Annotated in this window: 18 protein-coding genes; 2 read left to right on the top strand and 16 right to left on the bottom strand. The window is 26.5% G+C overall.

Features of this window, described 5'->3' with window-relative positions; genetic code table 11:
- The first annotated feature begins 18 nt into the window (after positions 1–18).
- Positions 19–771, top strand: a complete 753-nt coding sequence (locus tag NY022_RS00090) for a TSUP family transporter (protein WP_267522990.1) — start codon at positions 19–21, stop codon at positions 769–771.
- Between the two features lie 449 nt (positions 772–1,220).
- On the opposite strand, the gene NY022_RS00085 is transcribed toward NY022_RS00090, so the two are convergent.
- The 5 genes from NY022_RS00085 to NY022_RS00065 form a co-directional block, all read right to left on the bottom strand.
- Positions 1,221–1,460, bottom strand: a complete 240-nt coding sequence (locus NY022_RS00085; RefSeq protein WP_267522989.1) for an immunity 17 family protein — start codon at positions 1,458–1,460, stop codon at positions 1,221–1,223.
- A gap of 291 nt (positions 1,461–1,751) precedes the next feature.
- Complete coding sequence (locus NY022_RS00080; RefSeq protein ID WP_267522988.1) at positions 1,752–2,348, bottom strand: hypothetical protein; 597 nt, start codon at positions 2,346–2,348, stop codon at positions 1,752–1,754.
- Between the two features lie 266 nt (positions 2,349–2,614).
- The gene (locus tag NY022_RS00075) at positions 2,615–2,869 is read right to left on the bottom strand and encodes a DUF4241 domain-containing protein (protein WP_267522987.1); all 255 of its coding nucleotides are present in this window, start codon (positions 2,867–2,869) and stop codon (positions 2,615–2,617) included.
- A 268-nt stretch (positions 2,870–3,137) separates the two neighbouring features.
- Complete coding sequence (locus NY022_RS00070) at positions 3,138–3,656, bottom strand: ClbS/DfsB family four-helix bundle protein (RefSeq protein ID WP_267522986.1); 519 nt, start codon at positions 3,654–3,656, stop codon at positions 3,138–3,140.
- Positions 3,657–3,812: 156 nt separating this feature from the next.
- Positions 3,813–5,567, bottom strand: a complete 1,755-nt coding sequence (locus NY022_RS00065) for a DUF4026 domain-containing protein (RefSeq protein WP_267522985.1) — start codon at positions 5,565–5,567, stop codon at positions 3,813–3,815.
- A 251-nt stretch (positions 5,568–5,818) separates the two neighbouring features.
- Here NY022_RS00065 and NY022_RS00060 point away from each other — a divergent pair, with 251 nt between their 5' ends.
- Positions 5,819–6,718, top strand: coding sequence for a LysR family transcriptional regulator (locus NY022_RS00060; protein WP_267522984.1), 900 nt, complete (start codon positions 5,819–5,821; stop codon positions 6,716–6,718).
- A 9-nt stretch (positions 6,719–6,727) separates the two neighbouring features.
- Here NY022_RS00060 and sdhE read toward each other — a convergent pair whose 3' ends face one another.
- The 11 genes from sdhE to NY022_RS00005 all read right to left on the bottom strand — a co-directional run.
- Positions 6,728–7,588, bottom strand: a complete 861-nt coding sequence (gene sdhE / locus NY022_RS00055; protein ID WP_267522983.1) for an 8-methylmenaquinol:fumarate reductase membrane anchor subunit — start codon at positions 7,586–7,588, stop codon at positions 6,728–6,730.
- A 3-nt stretch (positions 7,589–7,591) separates the two neighbouring features.
- A complete protein-coding gene (gene sdhB, locus NY022_RS00050) occupies positions 7,592–8,551 on the bottom strand; it encodes an 8-methylmenaquinol:fumarate reductase iron-sulfur subunit (RefSeq protein WP_214117140.1) in 960 nt (319 codons plus the stop codon).
- Complete coding sequence (gene sdhA, locus NY022_RS00045; protein WP_239803559.1) at positions 8,551–10,395, bottom strand: 8-methylmenaquinol:fumarate reductase flavoprotein subunit; 1,845 nt, start codon at positions 10,393–10,395, stop codon at positions 8,551–8,553. Before sdhA ends, sdhB begins: the two co-directional genes overlap by 1 nt.
- 537 nt (positions 10,396–10,932) lie before the next feature.
- Positions 10,933–11,367, bottom strand: a complete 435-nt coding sequence (locus tag NY022_RS00040; RefSeq protein ID WP_267522982.1) for a hypothetical protein — start codon at positions 11,365–11,367, stop codon at positions 10,933–10,935.
- Positions 11,368–11,616: 249 nt separating this feature from the next.
- The gene (locus NY022_RS00035; protein WP_267522981.1) at positions 11,617–12,405 is read right to left on the bottom strand and encodes a hypothetical protein; all 789 of its coding nucleotides are present in this window, start codon (positions 12,403–12,405) and stop codon (positions 11,617–11,619) included.
- A gap of 207 nt (positions 12,406–12,612) precedes the next feature.
- On the bottom strand, positions 12,613–13,332 hold the full coding sequence (locus NY022_RS00030) for a hypothetical protein (protein WP_267522980.1): 720 nt from the start codon (positions 13,330–13,332) through the stop codon (positions 12,613–12,615).
- A 539-nt stretch (positions 13,333–13,871) separates the two neighbouring features.
- Positions 13,872–14,426: a hypothetical protein gene (locus NY022_RS00025; RefSeq protein WP_267522979.1), complete on the bottom strand. Its 555-nt coding sequence runs from the start codon at positions 14,424–14,426 to the stop codon at positions 13,872–13,874.
- 11 nt (positions 14,427–14,437) lie between these two features.
- Entirely contained in the window at positions 14,438–14,926 is a 489-nt protein-coding gene (locus tag NY022_RS00020; RefSeq protein WP_267522978.1) for a hypothetical protein, read from the bottom strand.
- 11 nt (positions 14,927–14,937) lie between these two features.
- Positions 14,938–15,411, bottom strand: a complete 474-nt coding sequence (locus tag NY022_RS00015; protein ID WP_267522977.1) for a hypothetical protein — start codon at positions 15,409–15,411, stop codon at positions 14,938–14,940.
- Between the two features lie 49 nt (positions 15,412–15,460).
- Positions 15,461–15,919 carry a hypothetical protein gene (locus tag NY022_RS00010; protein WP_267522976.1) on the bottom strand — a complete coding sequence of 153 codons (459 nt, stop codon included), beginning with the start codon at positions 15,917–15,919 and terminating at the stop codon, positions 15,461–15,463.
- A gap of 400 nt (positions 15,920–16,319) precedes the next feature.
- A partial coding sequence (locus NY022_RS00005) for a hypothetical protein (protein WP_267522975.1) occupies positions 16,320–16,789 on the bottom strand: 470 nt, incomplete at its 5' end.

Here is a 16,789-nt window from a genome sequence, read left to right as displayed (position 1 = left end):
AACTCAAGGTGATTTGTTATGGAATTTTCAATTTATGAATATATTTTTGCTTTTTTAGGTGCTTTTATTGGCGGTTTTATCGATGCTATAATAGGCGGTGGTGGTCTAATATCATTACCAATAATATTAGGTCTTGGAGTTCCACCACAACTAGCAATAGCTACAAATAAACTACAAGGCACTATGGGGGCATTATCAGCTTTATTTTCTTTAAGAAAACAAATAAATTTTAAAGAAATGTATATAGGTGTAATATTTACTGCAATATTTTCCATATTAGGTGCATTTGCTATACTAAAAATACCAAACGACAACATAATGCCAATTATTTTAGCAATATTAATTTTAGTTTTTATTTATACAATATTTAAACCAAATTTAGGTAGCGTTAATCAAGTAGCTAGAATGTCTAAGGTTTCTTTTTTGATATTATTTGGAACTATAATAGGATTTTATGATGGTTTCATAGGACCTGGCACTGGCTCTTTTTGGATTTTAGGCTTTATTATGCTACTTGGAATAAATATAAAACAAGCATCAGTAAATACAAAATTATTAAATACAACAAGTAATATATGCTCTTTGATTTTTTTCATAAGTTTTTATGAAATACTATTTAAACTAGGTATAATAATGGGAATTGGAGGAATTTTAGGGGCATTTTTTGGTGCTAAAGTTTTATTAAAAATAAACACCGCTCTTATTAGAAAGGCGTTTATAATAATCGTTTTTGCAACTATTTGTAAATTAATTTACACAAATTTTTTCTAAATTTATTATAAAAAAAACTATTAAAATATATTTAAAATTTGAATAAATTTTAAATATATCTTTATATTTATTCTCAAATTTATTTTTTTATTTTATATGAAATTTTTAAAAGTATTTTACCATAACAAAACGCAACACCTTGCTTAATATAACAATATCATCTAACTCCATCTTTTAAAAACCAACATCTAATAATAAAAAGTATGGTATTACTATCCATATGAAGTAAATAATGTATCAAATTCTCCATAAGTATATAAATAAAATAGGATATTGATAAATAAATCACTTTAGCATTATTATCTTGTTTCTTTAAAACTTTATTTTAAAATTTCTTTGATTTTTTACTATTTAAACAATTTTTTATATATAAATATTGCCATCAAAATTTATAAAATTTCTATCATGTAATTTTCATATGTAGATATTAATTTATACACTAGTTTAATTTAACCCAAATTAAGTAAAATAATACCACAAATAATTAAAACAATCCCTAAAAATCCTATTAATACTCGATATCCTTTCTCACCCCACATTGCAAATATGAAAGCATATCTTATTTTATCTCCTATATTTGGATTTATTATCCATTTCCAATTACACAAAGCGCTTATAAAAATTATTAGCCCTACGCCAATTAATACAAACTGATAATGTATTTTTAAAAATTCAAATAATATTTCCATTTAGCCTTATTTTTTAAACCTTAATCAATTTAATTAAAAAATAATGTATTTTTGCTAAATATCATACTTAAATATTAGCTATATTTTTTTAATTTTTTATTAGTGTATTTAAAAAAAAGCAATATAGTTAAATTTCATCTCGCTCGCTTTTTATTGCATAATAAAAATTAACAAAATATATGATAAATATTATTAATGACTAACCGTATAATTTCCTAAACTTCTTTTTAAACATAAAGTTATTTTAGTTTAATTTTTTATTTTTCACACAGCCATTATAAAATCATTTTTTTATTGTTTTGTTTTTATAAATTCATCAATTTTTGCTTTCAAATTTTCATAATAATGACGCCCCCACTTTTTGTTATATCGCTCACAATAATTACTAATAATTGTTTTATCATTTTTATCTAAATCAAAAATATTATTATTGTTATCAACAAATATTGTATCTATTTTCATCCATTTTATAATATCTTCAAAATTATAATTAAATGATTTAAGCCATTTTTGTGTCTTTGGCAATTCGTATGATGATTTAAGTTTACATTCTTTACCATCACAATATCTTTTTAAATCAAATAAAGTATAATCTATTCTATCTCCAAATTTATTATATCTACTAGTATTTATACCGTCCTTTTCGCAAGGAAAAAATATAATTGGGATTTTCCTATATTTATAAAATGTATCAATAAATTTTTCATTAAATCCTTCATATTCATAGATACGATTAATTGAAATAAGAGCATCTACAGTGCATTTAATACCATCTTTTGTTTTAAATCCTTCTTTGTTAATCGGATAACTATCAGGGTCTTTATAAAATTGATTAAATATTTTCCAAGCTTTATTATTTTTTTCATGCATTTTTAAAATTGTATTCATCAATATAATATCAAATTTCAAAATATCTTCATATAATATTTCTAATCGTGCTATTTTTATCTCCTTTATACTTCTCTAACTATAAAAAATATATTCTATTACAACATCACATAAATTTTCATTTTCATCATAACCAAAATATACTTTATATATTCCAACTTTAAAACTTTATTGAACTAAACATACAATATTTTGTATTTGGTATTTTAAATTTTATCCAATCGCCACTTTCTCTTTGAAATTTTGGATTTTGTAAATAGCTCTTTTTAAATTCTTTTGCAAAAAAAATCATCATAAATATTTTTGCCATCATTTTGACTATGCCAGTCATCAACAAAATCACAATAAGCATCTCTTGTTTTAGTATAAATAATAGTAGCTAGTCTAGTATCAACCATAAATCCAAAAATGCTATTGCTATCTACATTATCTAAATTCTCATCGCTCATTAATGTTTTATGATAAATTATGAGTATATTTTCATTAAATTTCATTCTTGTAGCAACAATTATCTTTTTCAAGTTCTATAACAAGTGTATTTATATCATATCTACAATATAAGGCTTTTTGTCTTTGCTTAAAAGTACTAACAAATCTTGTGCTAAAATTTTATTTTCTATAAAATTTATTTTTCCCATATTTAGTATAAAAAGATTTTTTCCGTTTATATCACTTTTCAAAAAGTTTATAGTAATTTATAGGCGAGATTAATAGGTGTTTTACTTTTTTGTATTTTTGTAGCTAATGTTTTGTAATTTTCATATTTACAAACCTCTTTATTTTAATTAATTATAGCGCCGATTTTTTCCATTTTCTAATCTTTGTTCTAAAAGTTTTAAATGGTGCAATAGTATTTATGTGTATGAATTTATATACTTCCCATACCGCTGTTTTGGTAGCTTCATCAGCCCATTTTCTCATATGAGGATTAAATAATTCTTCATCGCTTAAAGAATCAATCATTACATTAATTAAATCAATATTTTTATTTAGCCTAATCTTTAATTCTTGCAATGATAAAACCGCATATGTATCATCAAACCACTTATATAGCTTATCTAATTGGTTCCATTTAAATTTATCATGTGGTGTTTTTACTACAAGTCCCATTTTTTCATCATTTTCCCATTTCAAAATCAAACTCGTCCAGCCAAGTTGATAGGCTAGATTTTGAGCAGGACTTCTATCAACTCCATCAATAATTTTATCTTTTAAAATTTCAGGTATATTATCAAATTCTAAGATATATTTTTTAAAGGTATTATTAATTTCGTTTTTTAACTCTTCTTTACTTGCATATTTTTTCATATTTGCAAATCTCCTTATTTTAATTAAATTTAATACCAAAATTTATAATTATTGTGCCGATTTTTCATTTTCTAATCTTTATTCTAACAGTTTAAATGATAATTTTTAATCGCCAAAATACCTATTTTATATCAAATTTACTCATCAAGCCTTTACTTAAAGCAAATACACCGTATCAGGAGTTATTGTTTTTTCATCTATATAAATTATCCAATCAGTAATATCGCTTATAAAATATTTTCCCTCATCTCCTGCGTGGATATTAGGAATATAGTATGGTTCTTGAGTAAGTCTTGCTCTAAATCCTTCATCTTCAAAGAAAAGCAATTCAAACCAAATATGCTCAAGATTTTCTTTATCAATATTGCCTTCATCATCAATCGTTGCTAGACCAAGTTTTATAAGCACATTAATATTGTTATTAGCTTTAAAAATTTTTTCAACATACGAAAATCTTTCCTTTGCTAAATAGCTCATTCTTTTTGTTTCTTTATCACTTATATAAAATATAGGATTATTATTAAGTTTTTTTGCAAATTCATCAATTTTTCTTAAGCGATTTTTCTTTACATCATTTTCGTTTTCATATAAAAAAAGTATGTTCGTATGCATATCATGCCCTTCTCTATCGGCAATTTGACCTAGAGCTTCTTTTGGATAATGTTTTACATCTTTAAATGGTATAGAGGTTGCAATGATTGGCTTTTCATCTTCAAAAATACCGATATTAAACATATCAACTTCTGTTAGCATATTTTTATTATCTTGTGATTCTAAAGAATTGTTATATTCATTTAGCAATATATCAGCATAGCTTGTAAGTAATGTGTAATGAGTGTTAAAATCTTCTTTATTTAAATTTAATATTTCAACTTCATGTATATTACATCTATTAAGCCCGTGTGTATGTAGCCATACTTTATCATTATTAGTAACTGCATGAATTGTATATAAGTTGTTGGTTGAAGGAACTATATTTGAGTTAGTGGCTAGTTCTACCCACTTACGATTTAATAGTGTATAAGCACTTATATCATATAGTGCAACCATTTTAGGAATTAATGCAGCAATAATTTTAAGTTGTAAATGATATGCTTTTTGTGGATTTCCTATAAAATTCATTATAAAATCAAAAGAAAATTTTGCATTAGAAATTTGTTCGTATTCTTCTTCGCTAAAGTATTGTGCTTGTATGTTTGGTAAAGATTTTGGCAAAAAATGCTTACTAAAAAATTTAATTACAAAATCTACTCCATCATATGAAACAATCATCTCTCCATCATTATCACTAGATAAATGTTTATATTTAAGTTTAAGTCCTTCTATCTTATCTAACCTTGCAAAATCCTCATCTTGTAATTTATAATTTTCAATTAAGAGTGCTGATATAATAGACGAATATTCATAATTATCTCCCATCGTATCAATTATATTATCATGATTAGAATTTATGTAATGCTTGTATAAATTTGGGACATTTTCTTTTAAATTTTCTAATTGATTTTGTAAATGCATTTCTAATATAATTTCTATACACCAGTTTTTTATTTCATCATCAGGGCTTAACTCACAAGCTTTATCAAGCATTTGAAAGGCTTTTATAATTTCATCGCTATCATTTGGAAAATTTTTATAAGCATAAGAATAGCCATATCTATAATACCACTTTGCATCTCTTTTATCTTCTGTGATTAATTCTAGTACCCTCATAGCCTCATAAAATAAATTTAAATTATTATATGCACCCCCAAGCATACTTAATAAACTATCACTTAGGTTTTCTAACTTAGTAGAAGTTAATAATTCAATAATTTTTTCATACTTACTTAGCTTGTAAAGCTCATTAATTACATCATTTTTCTTAGCTTCTGTTAAAGAATTAAAATTTTTAGTAGATATTTCTTCATTCATAGATTTTCCCTCCTTTATAATTTTTTATTTATTGTATGAAATTTTAAGTGTATCTTGCTCTGGCAATGCAACACACCCTTGCTTAATATAATAACATCCATCTTTATTCGATAATTTAACTTCATTTATTACACTATAAACTGATTTAAATTTTAAAAGTAAAAAATTTTATAAAGCTATTTTTTATTTTATTACCAAATAACATATAAAATATTTATATTAAAAATAAAGAATTTAAATTAGGATAAAAGATGAATTTTAGACATATGCAACTATTTTTAAAAGTAGCAAAATTGCAAAGCTTTACAAAGGCTGCAAATGAGCTTAAAATACCACAACCATCATTATCTCAAAGTATTTTTGCATTAGAAAATGAGCTAAAAACCACGCTTTTTAATAGAAACACAAATCCAATATCTTTAACCGAAGCAGGAGAAATATATTTAAAAAAAGCAAATCTAATAAAAGATATGATAGCAGAGCTTGATACTGAAATTTCAGCACTAAACAATGCTAAAACAGGTAAAATTCGCATTGCCTTTTCTCAAAATGGCTATAATATGATTCCAAATCTCTTACCACAATTTTGCAAGCGTTTTAGCGACGCTAGTATTAAAATTTCTCAAATCTTTTCAACGCTTAAAATCAAACAAATGATTTATGATGATGAAATTGACCTTGGAATGCTAGTGTTACCGCTTGATATAAAATATTTAAAATATGAAATAATAAAAAGCAGCAATGTTTTTCTAGCACTGCCATCTTTACACGAATTATCTTTAAAATATAAAAATAAAGAATTGCCAGAAATATCAATCAAAGAACTAAAAAATGAGAAATTTATTCTGCCAAAATCTTCTCAAAGAAGTAGATTAGATATTGATTTAATGTTTAAAAACAATGAATTTATTCCTAAAATTTTATGCGAAACTGAGACTTTTGATATTGCAAATTCAATAGTAGCAAGTGGTGTTGGTGCTACTTTTACTATTAGCGAATTAATAAAAGATGATAAAAAAGATAAAATAAAATTATTTAATATAAAGGATAATAATTTAATTAAAACATTAGTTATAGCTTATAAAAAAGATAAAAAACTCTCACATTTAGAGCTTGAGTTTATAAAAATGGCAAAAGAATTAGGGGCTTAGCCCCTAAAATTATGCTAATTTTGTAGCATCAATTATATTTAAATCAAGTCCTAATTGTTCGTTGCTAAGACCAAGTGCTAATCCTACTAATTGAGAAAGATGAATTATTGGCTTTCTAATTTCAGAACCCATTGCATCTTGATAGCGTTCTTGGTAAATATCAAGCTGCATTTGACAAAGCGGACAAGGTGTAACAACGCAATCAGCACCATTTTTATCAGCATTACCAACAATTTGAGATGACATTTTTTGCACCGATTTTACTGCTGGATAACTAGCGTGAAAACCACAGCAATCTAAGCGTTTTTCAAATGGAACTATTGTCGCACCAAGCGCACTAACTACAGCTTCAAAGCTTTTTGGATTAGTTGAACTTTCTTTTGCGTTATATGATTTTTCAGGGCGAATACTATGACAACCATAAAATAAAGCTACTTTTAGATTAGAAAGTGGCTTAACAACTTTTGATTTTAAGGTATCTAAATTCTCATACAAAATCCATAAAAGGCTTGTTATTTCATTATTTCCTTGATATTTCATATTACCTTTTGCTAAATATTCATTTATGCGGTCTTTTGCACCTTTATCTAAAGCAGCTTTTGCACGAGTTAAAGTTAGCATACAAGTGCTACAGGTTGTTAGCATTGGCATATTCATATTCTCAGCTAATGCTATATTTCTAGCATTTGCTACAAGTGCTGCTATTGGGTCTACATCTTGTGCTTGAGATGCACCACAGCAACTCCAACCCTTAATCTCATGTAAAGTTATACCTAGTATTGGAGCTATTGCTTCTAATGACATTTTTGATTCTTTAGCTGCTTGACTTAAAACACAGCCAGGGAAAAAAGCGAAATCTTTTTGTTGCATAACTTACTCCTTATTAGCAGCTCTAGCTGCTTCAATCATTTTTACTAAATCTTCATGACCTTCAATTTCTTCATCACCAAAAATATGTAATGGATTCATCTTACCTGCTTTCATTAGATTGTATGCAATATCTATTTTTGTAGTATTTGCTAAAACACCTTCAGAGCGAAGTGCTAAATAAATCTCATTTAATCTACCTGTATCTTCTAAGTCTTTTAAGAATGCTTCTGCGTGAGCTGGTCCTGTGCCATCTTTTAAACCTTTTTTCATAGCCATTACTCTTAGCATTGCTATATCATCAGCAGCACTAATTCCTTTAGGACAGCGGTCGGCACACTCTTGACAATGAACGCACATCCAAAGACCATTTGCAATAGATGGTTTTAAGTGTTTTAAAGCATCTTTTGAGCGTGAATCATAAGCAGCACGAAATGCATGAGTAAATACAAATGGTTCCATATAATCACTTGAATCAGCTTCAAGTTTATTACATTCACTAGCACAACAACCACATAAAATACAATCCCATTGTTTTTTAATAGCATCAACTTCAGCTTGAGTTTGCACGCAACCTTTTTTATCAGAAAATGCTTCTTTTGGTGTTATAGTTGGTTTTATTTTTCTTAAATTCTCAATACTTGGCTCCCAATCTACAACTAAATCCGAAAGAACTTTAAAATTTGCCAAAGGAGAGATTTTTAAGCTTTCAGGATTATCATATTCTTTTAATAAATCATCCATTTTAGTATCACAAGCAAGGTATGAATGCCCATTCACACGCACACCACAAGCACCACAAATCGCCATACGACAAGCCGAAGTAAAATTTAGTGAAATATCTTGAGTGCGTTTTATATGTTGTAATAAGGCTAAAAGCGTTTTTCCCTTTACTTCATCTATACTTAAATCATATGCTTGAACAAATTTATCAACTCCATTAAAGCGATCAATTAAAATTTTCATTAGTATTTCCTTTCTTCAGGTTTAAATTCTGTAATAACTACATCTTTATAACTAAGGCTTAATTTGTCATCTTTTAAAGTAACAAGGCTATGTTTTAAGAAATTCTCATCATCTCTTGTTGGATAATCTTCTCTAGTATGAGCCCCACGGCTTTCTTTTCTATTTAATGCACCAAGACAAGCACATCTTGCTAAAAGAATGAGATTTCCAAATTCTAAATACTCAATTAAAGCGGTGTTATAGAACATATTTGGATTTGAAATTTTAAGATTATTATATTTAGCCCAAATCTCATCTAGGATTTTTATATGTTTTTCAAGCTTTTCTCCTGTTCTATAAATTCCCATATTATCCCAGTTATATTGTCCAAATTCTTCTCTTAAATCATAAAGCTCGTTAGGTTTTGAATTACCACTTGTTATATCTTTTAGCTTAATTCTCCATTTTTGAGCTAATTCTTCAGCGTGTTTGCCAGAGCCATAATTTTGTCTTTTATTTGCATACTCACCTGCACCCTCACCTGCAAGTTTGCCTGTAACTGCCGCATCAGCTAAACTATTTCCACCTAGACGATTTGCTCCGTGAATTGAAGCACAACTTGTCTCACCTGCAGCAAAAAGTCCTGCTAAATGAGTACTCATATCATCAAATTTTGCAATTTCTATACCACCCATTGAATAGTGTGCTGTTGGACGAATTTTAATTGGTTCTTTTACTAAATCTATACCTTCAAATAAAAGTCCAATATGACGAATTTGTGGTAATTCATTCATAATTTGCTCTTCACCTAAATGTGTAACATCTAAAAGAACATAAGAGCCCATTCCTTCTCCAAATCCATTGCCTAAACGAATTTCACTTTCAATTGAACGAGAAACAATATCTCTTGGAGCAAGCTCAAGACGATTTGAGTATTTACTCATAAAGCGTTCGCCTTTATTATTAATTAATTTTCCACCAAGACCTCTTGCCGCTTCAGTAATTAATGCACCACCATTTCTAACTCCTGTTGGGTGAAATTGAAGCATTTCAGGGTCTTTAAACGCAAGTCCAGCTCTAAGTGCTGCAGCAATTCCATCTCCACTAGCATTAAATGGGGTTGAAGTGCGGTTATAGAACACACGAGTATAACCACCTGTTGCTAGAACTACTGATTTTGCTAATACAGGCACTACATCTCCTGTTTGCATATTTAAAAGAACTACACCTTCACACTCATTATTATCAATCGCAATATCAAGTAAGTAATGGTCAAGCAAGAAATTAACACCATTTGTAATGGCTTCATCAAGACAGGTGTGCATCATAATAGAGCCTGTTTTATCGGCTGCATAATTACAGCGTTCATATTTTGCACCACCAGCAAAACGCCTTGCAACCGTTTTATCTTGTTGTCTATTAAAAGGCATTCCTGCATAATCAAGTTCGTGAATTGCTTCGGTAGCCTTTTGTGCAAATTTAATAATTGCGTCTTGATCGCCTAAAAAATCACTACCTTTAACAGTATCATACGCGTGTAATTTGTTTGAGTCACCATTTTCAAAATCAATCACACCATTAATCCCACCTTCAGCCATACAGGTTGCATTTCGTGATGGCATACCTTTATTAACTACTACAACATTTAAATTTGGATGATTTTTTCTAACCGCAACAGCAGCTCTAAGACCAGCACCACCAGAACCGATAACTAAAACATCTACGCTTGGTAGTGAAGTATTTTTACCACTTTTTTTAAGCTCACTTGCCATAATTGATACAGGGCTTGTGCTAGCTGCTACTGCACCAACACCAATAGTAGCTGATTTTATGAAATCTCGCCTATTGAATTTTTCTTCATTCATATAAAACTCCTTTAAATAAGAATTTTGGTATTAATCTTTATTTTTTTCTTAAAATAAAAAATTAATAGTAAAATATTATTCTAAATTACATTATAAGTCAAATATTATTTTTTTTATAATCTCATAAGATAAAAATTATAATATATAAAAAATCACGATTTTATGGTATTTTGAATTAGAGAATTTGTAATAAAATTAATATAAAAAATAAAATATCATCAATATTTATTAGCAATAAACTTATAAAAAGTTTCTTTTTTAGTATTTTAATAATTAATAATATTTCACATTGCTTATAAATATATAGTATAAATTTACTAATATTTTAAATATTTAATTTGCTAATTATAAAATTATTTTTACACTTGTTTTTCAAATATAATAACTTGCCGAATGAAATTTATAATTATTAGTTTTAATAATATTAATAAAAATTACATATTTATCATGTAATTTAATTTATTATTTTTATAATCATTTTTTATTTAAAATATATTTATTTTTATAACATATTTTTTACACTAAATTAATTTTATATTATTTTCTTTTTACCTTTCTTTTTGATTTTTTTGGTTTTATTATGCCATTTGCTATTCTTTCTGCTCTTAGCCTTTCTGCTTCTTTTTGATTAATAGCGTTTTCGTATTCATCTTCTTTTACTAATTTTTCACCACAAGCTTTACATATAGGATTTTCTTTTACATCACTAAAGTTATAAAATTTACCACAACCTACACAACGCAAAAAAAGTGGATAGTTTTTTATTCTTTTTTCAGAACGAAAAGAAAGGTATAAAAATGCCACACCAAAACCAATAAGCAAAAATCCAGCAATAAGCCATAAATAACCAAAGTTTAAATCTGTAATTGGTGCCATACCTGGCTTAGTATTTATTTTTTTTAAAGTTAATGCAAAAATACCATAAAAAATAAACATCATGCCAATTAAAAAATTAAAAATTCTAGAAAACATATCATTCCTTAATGTTATTTTTTTGTTTAAGATTTTATACTTTTACCAATTAGATTTAATAAAATCAGTTATTTGCTAAATAAATTCATTCTCAATATATTGTTTGATACAAAACTAACCACTCTAATACTAAATTGCAATTATTTATCATAACTTTATTGTATGTATTGCTTAAAGCCTTTTTACCTAATATTTAATTTATAAAGATTAAACTAATAACAAAAAATATGATTAAATATATAAAACATCTTATTCGCAATTTAAATGTATGCATTTTTCTAACTTTTCTGGGTTTGTCCATTCTACAAGTGGCTTATCTTCTGCATTTATGTCGTATGGTTTTTCAACATACATTCCTGCTTTTTTTGATTTTTCTATATCTAAATCATATATGATTAAACTATCTAAAACTGCTTTTAAATCTTGCCTATACTCTTTATTCATAGTGTATTCTCTATCATAAAATTTATCATATCTATTTTTAGCATTTACTACAATAAAAGATTGATTCCCATTTTTATCATAATAAGGACAAGTCGCAAAAGTGTCGGTACGAACTCTATAATAAATATCGTCGTAGGAGCGTTCATCTTCATATAAAACCATACATTTCAAATTTGCTATGTAATTAAAATAGGCTTTTGAGCGGAAAATGTAACTTTCAAGCATAGTAAAAATATCAATCTTGCTATAAAACTCACTAAGTAATTTTTTATTTTCTAGTGCAGCAAATCTATTAGAAGTTATTGATGATAAAGGACCTAAATAACGAGTAATTCTAATCTTTTCTTTTTCGTCAAATCTAGAAATCCAAATATCTTTTTTAACATCTCCTTCATCGTTCCAACCTTCGTTAATACCACTTTCATCTATCCACTTTTCATCTGGAAAACTTTTTGGTGTTGTGATAGCAATATTATCATTAATTATTTGAGTATTTGGCCCGTACTCTATTACAGGTTGTTGTTTTGAAATTTCACATCCTGATAATAAAAAAATAACAAATAAAAAAGTTAAAAATCTCATTACTATAAACATACAATATCTCCTTTTTTATAAATAAACCTTTTTTTTGCTTTTTTATTCTTTATATCCACAATTAGCATTATAATCCCAACAATCATACGAACCATATCGTGAATCTAATGCCATACAACCACTCAATAATAACATTACCAATACTAATAATAATTTTTTCATATTTCATCCTTAATTTAAATTTGATTTTTTACATTGACTAATTGATTATTTTAACCAGTCTTCATCTACAAGACCTTTGAATCTTAAAAATTCATCGTGATTAGATCTCCACTCCGTAACAAAACGATTTTCATCATCTATGCTAAATTTTTTATCAAACCAACGATTTTCTTTTTTCATACGGGCAATATCCATATCATGAATTTTTATACTATTTATCATAATCTCTAAATCCGGTTTAAAGCTAGCTCTACTTTTTAAATTAATAGGTGCAGATGTACCGGCTTTTATTATAATGGCATTAATATCACCTTTAGTGTTATAATAAGGGCAACGTATAGAATATCTAAACCAATTGTCTATTTCAGCTATGCATTTTACGTTAGATACATAAGTATAATAACGCCTTACCATATAATTGTTACGCTGATTTATAAACTCACTTATCTCCTCTCTAGTAAATTGTTTAATATCTTCAAAACTAGCATTAGAGGATTCGGATATTTTTATGTCATAAAAGCCAAAAATTATTTCATGCCCTCTAGCTCGTTTAACTCGTGTGGCAAAAGGATATTCTAATCCAATTATGATCCATATGCTACCAGAATCAGGCATCGTCCACTTATAGGTTGGGTTTTCTGGCACAGTAATGCTTATATATTTCTCAGTTATTACCTCTCCTGGTTTTAGTGAAGGTGGTGGCAAATATATTGACATACAACCACTAAATAATAATGTTATTAATATTAATAGTACTTTTCTCATTTTTTATCCTTAAATTTATTATTAAATCCACAATTAGCATTATATTCATAACAATCATACGAACTATGGGGAGAATATTTTGTAAATAATAACGGCCCTGTAATAATTATAGTCGGAAGTGTTATTATATTGTATAGATATGAACTTTTTTCACCAATATTTCCACCTATAGTCCAAGCTACAGCATCGCCTGGTTTAGTATGGGGATTGTTATATGTATATCCAAGGCTTTTAACAACACTTCCAAAGGTATTTCCATTTGCTGCGGAACCAAAGCTATTATTAGAATTATCTATAAAATTTCCATCTTTATCATAATTTCCAGCTGCTATTAGTGAGCCTTTTAGGTGGGTGTTATTGTTTGTGTTAATATTTACACTATTTCCTGTTATTAATGAAAGAATTGTTTGTTTGGTTGCTAGTGTGATTTGGGGTTGATTGGATTTAGAAGCATTATTATATATAATAACATCATTAGCAAAGACTAAATAAGGAAAAAATAAAAGTATGATTAAATATATAAAAATTTTATATTTTTTTCATTTTACTAAGTAAAAATAATAACTAAAAAAATAACTATACATCAGTTCTTCCCAAACATCCCTTGTTGGTATAACATATATGTTTGGCGTAAAAATAATAGTATATTTTTCTTTTTCGCCAAATTCATTTTTAACATAAATTTCAGCCAAATATTTTGTTTTATTTAAATATAAATTTCCTATTCCTATATCAGAATATGCACTGATTTCATCAATACTTATAATTGTTTTATTAGTATCAGGTTCTATTAGTTTTAAATCATATATTAAATCAGATTTTATATATAAAGTTGCATATTGCTTTTCTTTATCATAGCTCACTACCGGCTTAGCATATAAATCCACAGTCATATTTAATTTATCAAAACCACTACTTATATAATTTGGTCTAAATTCAAAAACTTTCATATCTCTTATAGCCGAAGAATACTTTACTATAATATAAGATGAAGCTATAGTATACATAAAACACACAATGCTAAAACCTAATACAACAATTTTTTTTATTTTTTGCTTTTTAATTTCTATTGATAATAATCTAAATATTTTCATTTAATAACCATCTAAAAATAATTATAAAATTGCAATAAATTTCGTTCTTTATTGCTCATAAATCTAGCATATATATTTGGCGTAAAAATAATAGTATATTTTTCTTTTTCGCCAAATTCATTTTTAACATAAATTTCAGCCAAATATTTTGTTTTATTTAAATGCAATTTTCCTATTTCTATATTAGAGTATGCACTGATTTCATCAATACTTATAATTGTTTTATTAGTATCAGGTTCTATTAGTTTTAAATCATATATTAAATCAGATTTTATATATAAAGTTGCATATTGTTTTTCTTTATCATCTCTAACTATCGGCTTAGCATATAAATCCACAGTCATATTTAATTTATCAAAACCACTACTTATATAGCTAGGTCTAAATTCAAAAACTTCAACTTCCATGGTCTTAAAATAATGATATACTACTCCCAAGGATGACCATAATGTATATGTAAAACAAGCAAGACTAAAACTTAATATAATAATTGTTTTCATATTTAAATTCCCTAAGTAGCATGCATAAAAACTTCCCAGAAAGATTCTGTATTTTTTTTATACTTTTGCTTTAATAAAAACTTATATTTTCTTATTTTATTTTCATCATAAAATTCGATTTCCATTATATATTCTTTATCTGGTAAATTTAAGCTTTTAAAACCTAAATTTTTACAACTATTTAGATAATTTATATTTTTAAAATTATAAAGAATTTTATTGTTATCTGGGTGATAAATTTTAAGACTACATTTTAAAGCATTATTGATATTATTGTTATCTTTAAAATATATAAACAAATTCATATTGTCAAAGCTATATTTGCTTCCTATACCTATATTTGGTGCATACTTATCGCCTTCTAATAATTTATACTCAAACCAGTAATTTTCTAAATCATATTTTAAAAAAATAAAAGGAAAGCTAATCATACCTATTATTGAAATAATAATAGATACTATCAAAATAAAAATATTTTTAATCATTTGGATTTCCTTTGTTTTATTTCCATGCTATTCTTTTTTACCTTTCTTTTTAATTTTTTAGTTTTGTTATGCCATTTGCTATTCTTTCTGCTCTTAGTCTTTCTGCTTCTTTTTGATTAATAGCGTTTTCGTATTCATCTTCTTTTACTAATTTTTCACCACAAGCTTTACATATAGGATTTTCTTTTACATCACTAAAGTTATAAAATTTACCACAACCTACACAACGCAAAAACTGGGGATAACTTTCAAATTTAATAGCAGTACGAAATATGCTAACACTAGCATATATAAAAAATATACCGGCAATAAGCCACATATAACCAAAGTCTAAATCTGTAACTGGTGCTTTTCCTGGTTTGTGGTCAATTTTCCTGCCGAGCAAAGCTTCTAAACCATATATAAAATATCCGATAGATACTAAAAAGCCACCAAAAAAATCTACTATTATAAAAATAATAATTGCAAAAAAACCAATAGCAGTTAACAAATAAATAATTAAATTCATTATTTTATTCCTTATTTATATAATAGTTTAATTTTTTAAAACTATTAATTATATCGTTATAGTTATTTTTGATTACATTTAATGTATTTACTCTCTTCTTCGCTACATAGTTTTGAACAAACCGCTCCTATACTAGCCCACCCTATATCAGTAGGTCCTTCAATATAATATCCACATATAAGTTCTGTAATCCAAACCCCAGAAACAATCTTTAGATTATCTAAAACATCTCTAGTTGCTTTTTAATTTAAAACACTAAAGTATTCTTTATTTATCATAACTTTATTGCCTATATTATTTAAAGTTTTTTTTGCCTACTAAACTTAATTATATTGTGATTGCTAAATAATTTATATTATTTTATAACATTTTTTCATCTTTTACTAATCACTACTGCACTCTATTTATACTCTTTTTTGTGCCAAAAAAGTATAGGATGGCTATATTTATTAAGCATTCTTTTTTCTTTAATATCATATATTACTTTACCAACATCTATTTTGGTATTTTTAATTATATTTAATAACTCTTCTTTAGTTTTAGACCTATAAAATAACTCTTTTTTAATTTTATCAGGTGCGTCAAAGAATTCTATTAAGCCTTTTTCTGAGAACTTTTTTAATACATTACAAAAAGCTTCGATAGACATATTGTAGTCTAATAGTTCATCCCACATACTTATTTTATTTTTTAAAGGAATATAACAATATCTAATACTATGATACATTTCTTCGATATTTTTATCATATAAACCCATACTTATATTATTTAACTCTTCATCACTAAAATCTATGTCTATTGTTCCTGTTTTATTCTCTTTAAGAAATTCTACGCACATAATTCCTTGATTAGTTGCATAATGAATATAAT

Origin of the sequence: Campylobacter sp. MG1 (assembly GCF_026616895.1) — a bacterium.
In the GTDB taxonomy this organism is placed as follows: domain Bacteria; phylum Campylobacterota; class Campylobacteria; order Campylobacterales; family Campylobacteraceae; genus Campylobacter_E.
This window is presented reverse-complemented; position numbering and strand designations above follow the sequence as displayed.